7 protein-coding genes and 1 pseudogene are annotated in these 7,629 nt (G+C 51.2%); 1 reads left to right on the top strand and 7 read right to left on the bottom strand.

Translation table 11 applies throughout. The features are described 5' to 3' along the window. Nucleotides 1–217 precede the first annotated feature (217 nt). The 7 genes and pseudogenes from ACJHXA_RS23265 to metN all read right to left on the bottom strand — a co-directional run bounded on the left by ACJHXA_RS23265 (nt 218) and on the right by metN (nt 6,683). A pseudogene (locus ACJHXA_RS23265) lies at nt 218–1,041 on the bottom strand (YaeF family permuted papain-like enzyme). 53 nt (nt 1,042–1,094) lie between these two features. Further along, nucleotides 1,095–2,813: a proline--tRNA ligase gene (gene proS, locus ACJHXA_RS23260; RefSeq protein ID WP_001260712.1), complete on the bottom strand. Its 1,719-nt coding sequence runs from the start codon at nt 2,811–2,813 to the stop codon at nt 1,095–1,097. Nucleotides 2,814–2,924: 111 nt separating this feature from the next. Then, nucleotides 2,925–3,632: a tRNA (N6-threonylcarbamoyladenosine(37)-N6)-methyltransferase TrmO gene (tsaA, locus tag ACJHXA_RS23255; RefSeq protein WP_000094011.1), complete on the bottom strand. Its 708-nt coding sequence runs from the start codon at nt 3,630–3,632 to the stop codon at nt 2,925–2,927. Then, entirely contained in the window at nt 3,629–4,033 is a 405-nt protein-coding gene (rcsF, locus tag ACJHXA_RS23250) for an Rcs stress response system protein RcsF (protein WP_001202335.1), read from the bottom strand. Before rcsF ends, tsaA begins: the two co-directional genes overlap by 4 nt. Nucleotides 4,034–4,150: 117 nt before the next feature. Next, nucleotides 4,151–4,966 carry a methionine ABC transporter substrate-binding lipoprotein MetQ gene (metQ, locus tag ACJHXA_RS23245; RefSeq protein WP_000874224.1) on the bottom strand — a complete coding sequence of 272 codons (816 nt, stop codon included), beginning with the start codon at nt 4,964–4,966 and terminating at the stop codon, nt 4,151–4,153. 39 nt (nt 4,967–5,005) lie between these two features. Continuing rightward, complete coding sequence (locus ACJHXA_RS23240) at nt 5,006–5,659, bottom strand: methionine ABC transporter permease MetI (protein WP_001294600.1); 654 nt, start codon at nt 5,657–5,659, stop codon at nt 5,006–5,008. After that, nucleotides 5,652–6,683, bottom strand: coding sequence for a methionine ABC transporter ATP-binding protein MetN (metN, locus tag ACJHXA_RS23235; protein WP_000593994.1), 1,032 nt, complete (start codon nt 6,681–6,683; stop codon nt 5,652–5,654). The genes ACJHXA_RS23240 and metN overlap by 8 nt, the downstream gene beginning before the upstream one ends. A 187-nt stretch (nt 6,684–6,870) precedes the next feature. Here metN and gmhB point away from each other — a divergent pair, with 187 nt between their 5' ends. Further along, a complete protein-coding gene (gmhB, locus tag ACJHXA_RS23230; RefSeq protein ID WP_001140174.1) occupies nt 6,871–7,443 on the top strand; it encodes a D-glycero-beta-D-manno-heptose 1,7-bisphosphate 7-phosphatase in 573 nt (190 codons plus the stop codon). Nucleotides 7,444–7,629: the final 186 nt, after the last annotated feature.

Below are 7,629 nucleotides of genomic sequence, written 5' to 3'. Positions count from 1 at the left end.
CGGTAGCGGCGTAAAAATCGCGGAAGGGATGAAAAAAACAGCGCCTGACGGCGCTGTGTCTGGCATGCCTGCAATCCGGGAAACCGGACCAGGAAAAAACTTGCAGGCCATAACAGTATCTACAGCATATAATGCAACATTTTGAATTAGCACGATTTTGTAGGCCGGATAAGGCGTTTACGCCGCATCCGGCATTTTGTGCACGAGGCTGGCTTTATCACTGAGTCAGCCCAACAAAGCGACCCGCCTTGATATAAATCCCAGGCTTCAGGTGCCCAACATACTGTAACTGCGTTTCTGGCTTAAACGCAGAGACATCACCAATACGCATATGCATCAGATCGGCAGGGCTAATCCAGCCCGATTGCGCCAGTGTAAGTGGATGCCCGGCTTTGGCAAAGGCATCCGTGACAAATTCCGAACAAAACCACGACTTTTTGTCTCCTTCGCCCACACTGCTTAACTGCGCTTTCGCCAGGCCGCTGACGCACTTTGGCGAAAATCCTCGGAGAACGGATTCAGTGAGCACATCTGGCGAGTCACCATAAAGGGAATAAATTCGACAATGCCGCGATAGTTATAACCGCTATCTTTGATTTTATTGGCAAACGCGGTGATATCTGTGGCTTGTTGCGGGGTAAGATCCGGGACTCGTAAGACGAAAAGCTTATCACTATGCTTCATCGCTTTTTTAAGGGAAACAATCTGGACGCCAGCGCCTGTCGCTTCTGCAACGTTATTATCACCCAGAAAGATTGCAACGTGACTCACAGAGGAAGTGCTGAAGACGCGGATTCCAAATGAGGTTACCCCAAGGCTTGAGGAGAACAGCAAATCGCCGGGTTTGAGATCAGGTGCCGTTATTTCTTTTATTGATTGTTCGGTGAAAGAGCTTTGATGCTGGAATTTGACAGCCCATGTTTTTGCCTCGGCATCTACTGCTGTGGCTGATGGGTCTGGCTGGCTGATATCAACGGTACAAGCCGAAAGTAAAAGAAAGCTGGGGAGAAACAGGCGGCAGTACGCCTTTGGTTTATCCATTTTATACAATCCATGTAAAAAAAGGGCCCTGAAATTCAGGACCCTTTCTGGCATCAGCCTTTAATCTGTTTCACCAGATATTCGACGATGTCACCAGTCTTAATTAACTGTTTCTCGCCGTTGCGACGATATTTATATTCGATATCGTCGTTGTCGAGGTTACGGTCGCCCAGCACAATAGTGTGCGGAATACCGATCAGTTCCATATCAGCAAACATCACGCCCGGACGCTCTTTGCGGTCATCCAGCAGCACTTCGATACCTTGTGCACGCAGTTCGCTGTACAGTTTCTCAGCAAGCTCTTGTACGCGGAAGGATTTGTGCATGTTCATCGGCAGAATCGCCACCTGGAACGGCGCGATAGCGTCAGGCCATACGATGCCTCGTTCGTCGTAGTTCTGCTCAATCGCCGCAGCTACCACACGCGTTACCCCGATACCGTAGCAACCCATCGTCAGGATTTGGTTACGGCCATCTTCACCCTGTACGGAGGCTTTCAGTGCTTCGGAGTACTTGGTACCCAGCTGGAAGATGTGACCAACTTCGATACCACGTTTGATCAGCAGCGTACCCTGGCCATCCGGGCTTGGATCGCCAGCCACCACGTTACGGATATCTGCAACTTCCGGGGTAGCGACATCGCGATCCCAGTTGATGCCGAAGTAGTGTTTACCATCGATGTTAGCACCAGCAGCGAAATCACTCATCGCCGCAACGGTACGGTCAATCACCACCGGAATCGGCATGTTTACCGGACCCAGTGAACCCGGACCGGCTTTAACCACGGCACGAATTTCTTCTTCGGTCGCGAAAGTCAGCGGGCTTGCAACCTGCGGCAGTTTTTCTGCTTTAACTTCGTTCAGCTCGTGATCACCGCGCACCAGCAGCGCAACCAGCGGGAAGCTACTGCCTTCAACCGCTTTAACCAGCAGAGTCTTAACCGTTTTCTCAATCGGCAGATTGAACTGTTCAACCAGTTCCGCGATGGTTTTCGCGTTCGGCGTATCAACCAGCGTCATTTCCTGGGTAGCAGCAGCGCGCGGTTCTTTCGGCGCGATAGCTTCTGCCAGTTCAATGTTCGCTGCATAGTCAGAGGTGTCGGAGAAGACCACATCGTCTTCACCGCTCTGCGCCAGCACCTGGAATTCGTGAGAGGCGCTGCCGCCGATAGAACCGGTGTCGGCTTGTACGGCGCGGAAATCCAGCCCCATGCGGCTGAAGATTTTGCTGTAGGCCGCATACATTGCATCGTAGGTTTCCTGCAGGGATTCCTGAGAAGTATGGAAAGAGTAAGCATCTTTCATCAGGAATTCGCGGGAACGCATGACGCCGAAACGCGGACGCACTTCGTCGCGGAACTTGGTCTGGATCTGATAGAAGTTCAGCGGCAGCTGTTTGTAAGAGCTAAGCTCGTTACGAATCAGGTCAGTGATAACTTCTTCATGAGTTGGGCCGAGTACGAACGGACGCTCGCCACGGTCAACAAAACGCAGCAGTTCCGGACCGTACTGTTCCCAACGACCACTCTCTTGCCACAAATCAGCTGGCTGAACCACCGGCATCGACACCTCGATCGCACCGGCGTTGTTCATCTCTTCACGCACGATGTTTTCGACTTTTTTCAGAACGCGCACGCCGGTCGGCAGCCAGGTATATAACCCGGAGGCCAGCTTGCGGATCATCCCGGCGCGCAGCATCAGCTGATGGCTGATCACCTCGGCGTCGGCAGGTGTCTCCTTGAGAGTGGAGAGCAGGTATTGGCTAGTACGCATGTTGTTACGGTTCCAGTTGGAAGGTAGAACAGGCTCAAGGCGAGCCTGGGACAAAAAAAAGTGATTTAGTTTACCAGTGCAAAAGAAATGTCAAAAGAGAAGGGCGTGAATTTAACGCGGTTCCAGCGCAAAGACTTCAAAACCTGCGTCGGTGACGCGCCAGCGAACGTTAAAATCATGTAGCCAGACGGCATAGGTTTTGCCCGTTTCCTCACCTTTACGATAGGCCGGGCGTGGGTCCTGCGCCAGTACTTCGCGGATAAACAGCGTTAACTGCGGATAACGCTTCTCCAGCGTCAAAAGCTGCTTTTCGACCTCTGCGGTAAAACTCACCGCCATCTCTGCCGCTGGCGCACTTTGCGCATAGCTGGCACTGGCATCGGGAAGCGATTCGGCAAAGGGGAGATACGGTTTGATATCCACTACCGGCGTACCATCGACCAGATCCAGACTGCCGAGCTTCAGAATCACGCTGTCTTTATGGCAAACAACCTCTTTCAGCTCTACCAGCGACATACCAATTGGGTTAGGGCGGAAAGTAGAGCGTGTTGCGAAAACCCCCATTCTGGCGTTACCGCCGAGGCGCGGTGGACGCACAGTCGGACGCCAGCCGCCTTCCATCGTTTGATGAAAGACGAAAAGGATCCATAAATGGCTGAACGCTTCCAGGCCGCGAACGGCGTCGGCCTGGTTGTAGGGAGCAATGAGATGCAGTTCGCCGTTGGCGCTTTTTACCAGACCTGGCTGGCGCGGAACGGCGAATTTTTCTTTATAGGGCGAGCGAATAACGCCTATTTGCTCGAACTGGAAACTGCTCATTTCGCCGTAATGTTAAGCGCAGAGCCGATACATACAGCCTGACGATAGCAGCCTGGCGTACCGCTGGTGACTTCGCAGCTATGCAGTAATACCGCATTGGCCTTCATTTTCGAGGCGTTGATTTGCATCCGCTTACGCGCGGTTGGAATGCTCGGCGGAGAGTCCTGATTAGAGGCCTGGCAAGAGTCGCCACTGACTTCACCGAGATCGCGGAACGGTTTGCCGACTAATTCTTCTGCATTGGTATAAATTCGGACCGGCGTGGCGCGCGGCGCTTTCGGTTTTGCAGGCTCCGCTTTCGGCTGGGGTGCAGTGCTTTGAACGGATTCGACAGGGGATCTGCTTAACATGGAACAGCCGCTTAGCATGAGTGCTACTAAACAGATCGGTAAAGCACGCATAGTATTTCCTCAATGTATGATCAAAACGTCAATATTGAATCAGGAGCTTGTAAAAATGACAAGACGGGCAAGCGCCCGTCCTGAATGATATTACAAATTGTGGAAACAGCCTAAAAATTACCAGCCTTTAACAGCGCCGCCGTTAAACACTTTGTTTGCTGCTTCGTAAACTTCATCAGACTGATAAGCCTGGACGAATTTCTTCACGTTCTCGGCGTCTTTGTTATCTTCACGCGTTACGATCAGGTTTACGTACGGGGAGTCTTTATCTTCGACAAAGATACCGTCTTTCGCTGGAGTCAGGCCAATCTGGCTGGCATAGGTGGTATTGATAACTGCCAGAGCGATTTGCGCGTCGTCCAGAGATCGAGGCAGCTGCGGTGCTTCCAGCTCAACAATTTTCAGATTTTTTGGGTTCTCAACAACATCAAGAACGGTCGGCAGCAGGCCAACGCCATCTTTCAGTTTGATCAAGCCCACTTTTTGCAGCAGCAGCAGTGAACGACCAAGATTAGTTGGATCGTTTGGCACGGCAACCTGCGAACCATCCTGCAGTTCATCCAGTGATTTGATTTTCTTGGAGTAACCAGCAATCGGATAAACAAAAGTGTTGCCTACTGCGACCAGTTTGTAGCCACGATCTTTCAGTTGCTGATCAAGGTACGGTTTATGCTGGAAGGCGTTGGCGTCGATATCGCCTTTGCTCAATGCTTCGTTTGGCAGAACATAGTCGTTGAAGGTTACCAGCTCAACGTCCAGGCCATATTTGTCTTTCGCAACTTTCTGCGCGACTTCTGCTACCTGCTGTTCGGCACCAACAATCACGCCGACTTTAATGTGGTTTGGATCTTTTTCATCCTGACCGCAGCCTACCAGTGCCAGTGATCCAATCAGGGCTCCCACTGCCGCAAAGGTTTTGAATTTGAACGCCATACCTTATTCCTTCTTCAATTATTTATGTTGTGTTGAACGTTACTTGCGAGTGACAGCCCGGACGATGCGGTCGCCTGCGAACTGAATTAAATAAACCAGAATGACCAGCAATACCAGTACCGTATTCATCACCGTCGCGTTATAGCCGATGTAGCCATACTGATAGCCAATCTGACCTAAACCACCGGCACCGACTGCACCACCCATCGCGGAATAACCGACCAGGGTAATCAGGGTGATAGTTGCCGCATTCACCAGACCCGGCAATGCTTCCGGTAACAGCACTTTACGGACGATCTGCATCGGCGTGGCACCCATTGCACGGGAAGCTTCAATTAACCCGGTTGGGATCTCCAGCAGAGCGTTCTCGACCATACGGGCAATAAACGGTGCTGCACCAACGGTTAACGGAACAATCGCTGCCTGCAAACCAATCGATGTACCGACAATAACGCGGGTAAACGGAATCATCCATACCAGCAAGATAATGAACGGGATGGAACGGAAAATGTTCACAATCGCAGAAACGGTACGATACAGCTTCGCGTTAGCAATAATTTGCCCCGGGCGCGTAACATAAAGCAGGACGCCGACCGGCAGACCAATCACAAAGCCAAAAAATCCGGATACGAAGGTCATTGCCAGCGTTTCCCATACGCCACGAACCAGCAACCACATCATCGGCTCAGACATAACCCAGTACCTCTACTTTTACATGGTGTTCCTGCAGCCAGGCAATGGCGGCTTGCGTATCTTGTTGTGTGCCGTGCATTTCAGTCAGCATGATGCCGAACTTAACGCCACCGGCGTAATCCATCTGCGCGCTAATAATGTTGTTGTTGACGTTGAAACGACGCGCGGTTTCAGAAAGCAGCGGGGCATCGACCGATTGACCGGTAAACTCCAGGCGCAACATCGGCACGCAGTCAGTAAATGGCTCCGCTTGCAGACGTTCCTGGTAATCTTCCGGGATATCCAGATGCAGGGTCGACTGAATAAACTTCTGCGCCAGCGGCGTTTTCGGATGCGAGAACACTTCACTTACCGTGTCCTGCTCGATCAGTTCGCCATTGCTGATGACCGCCACGCAATCACAAATACGCTTCACAACGTCCATTTCGTGGGTGATCAACAGAATCGTCAAACCCAGACGGCGGTTAATGTCTTTCAGCAGTTCGAGAATAGAACGTGTCGTTGCCGGGTCCAGCGCGCTGGTGGCTTCATCACACAGCAATACTTTGGGATTGCTGGCTAATGCACGGGCAATCGCCACACGTTGTTTCTGCCCACCGGAAAGATTCGACGGGTAGCTATCATGCTTATCGCCAAGACCAACCAATGACAGCAATTCCGTCACGCGACGTTTGATCTCGTCTTTCGGTGTGTTGTCCAGCTCCAGCGGCAGAGCCACGTTGCCAAAAACAGTACGCGAAGAGAGCAGGTTAAAATGCTGGAAAATCATACCAATCTGGCGGCGAGCTTTGGTCAACTCGGATTCTGACAGCGTGGTCAGTTCCTGGCCATCGACCAGCACGCTACCCTCGGTTGGGCGCTCCAGCAGGTTTACACAACGTATAAGCGTACTCTTACCCGCGCCTGAGGCACCGATAACGCCATAAATTTGTCCAGCTGGCACATGCAGGCTGACGTTGTTCAACGCCTGGATGGTGCGGGTGCCCTGGTGGAACACTTTGGTGATATTCGAAAGTTTTATCATTGATTATTTATTATCGTCATTAAGTTAGTCGTGGCATTTCGAATGCCTGAAACGGGCAACGCCGTCAATGAAATGGATGTTAAGGCATCCAGACGTCTAAATCAATCAGGTTTATGCGAAGAGCACTTTCTTGCAGGTCGAAACATGCGATACTAGCGTCACATGCCTTATTAAGGAGCTATAAAAGGTGGCGAAGAGCGTACCCGCAATTTTTCTTGACCGTGATGGCACCATTAATGTCGATCACGGCTATGTCCATGAGATCGACAACTTTGAATTTATCGACGGTGTTATTGACGCCATGCGCGAGCTAAAAAAAATGGGCTTTGCGCTGGTGGTAGTAACCAACCAGTCTGGCATTGCTCGCGGTAAATTTACTGAAGCGCAGTTTGAAACGCTGACCGAGTGGATGGACTGGTCGCTGGCGGACCGCGATGTCGATCTGGATGGCATCTATTATTGCCCGCATCATCCGCAGGGTAGTGTTGAAGAGTTTCGCCAGGTCTGCGACTGCCGCAAACCACATCCGGGGATGCTTTTGTCAGCACGCGATTATTTGCATATTGATATGGCCGCTTCTTATATGGTGGGCGATAAATTAGAAGATATGCAGGCAGCGGCTGCGGCGAACGTGGGAACAAAAGTGCTGGTGCGTACGGGTAAACCTATTACGCCTGAAGCAGAAAACGCGGCGGATTGGGTGTTAAATAGCCTGGCAGACCTGCCGCAAGCGATAAAAAAGCAGCAAAAACCGGCATAATGATTAAAAGATGAGCAATTGAAATAAAAATGCATTTTTCCACTTGTCTTCCTGAGACGACTCCCTATAATGCGCCTCCATCGACACGGCGGATGTGAATCACTTCACACAAACAGCCGGTTCGGTTGAAGAGAAAAATCCTGAAATTCAGGGTTGACTCTGAAAGAGGAAAGCGTAATATACGCC

This window comes from Escherichia sp. WS33 (assembly GCF_046486385.1).
In the GTDB taxonomy this organism is placed as follows: Bacteria; Pseudomonadota; Gammaproteobacteria; order Enterobacterales; family Enterobacteriaceae; genus ECMA0423.
The sequence above is the reverse complement of the archived record's forward strand: the minus strand, read 5'-3'. Positions and strand labels throughout refer to the sequence as shown.

Excerpts from the sequence above, each read along its gene's own strand:
- proS (WP_001260712.1), bottom strand. The coding sequence starts at position 2,813 with ATGCGTACTAGCCAATACCTGCTCTCCACTCTCAAGGAGACACCTGCC.
- tsaA (WP_000094011.1), bottom strand. The coding sequence starts at position 3,632 with ATGAGCAGTTTCCAGTTCGAGCAAATAGGCGTTATTCGCTCGCCCTAT.
- rcsF (WP_001202335.1), bottom strand. The coding sequence starts at position 4,033 with ATGCGTGCTTTACCGATCTGTTTAGTAGCACTCATGCTAAGCGGCTGT.
- metQ (WP_000874224.1), bottom strand. The coding sequence starts at position 4,966 with ATGGCGTTCAAATTCAAAACCTTTGCGGCAGTGGGAGCCCTGATTGGA.
- ACJHXA_RS23240 (WP_001294600.1), bottom strand. The coding sequence starts at position 5,659 with ATGTCTGAGCCGATGATGTGGTTGCTGGTTCGTGGCGTATGGGAAACG.
- metN (WP_000593994.1), bottom strand. The coding sequence starts at position 6,683 with ATGATAAAACTTTCGAATATCACCAAAGTGTTCCACCAGGGCACCCGC.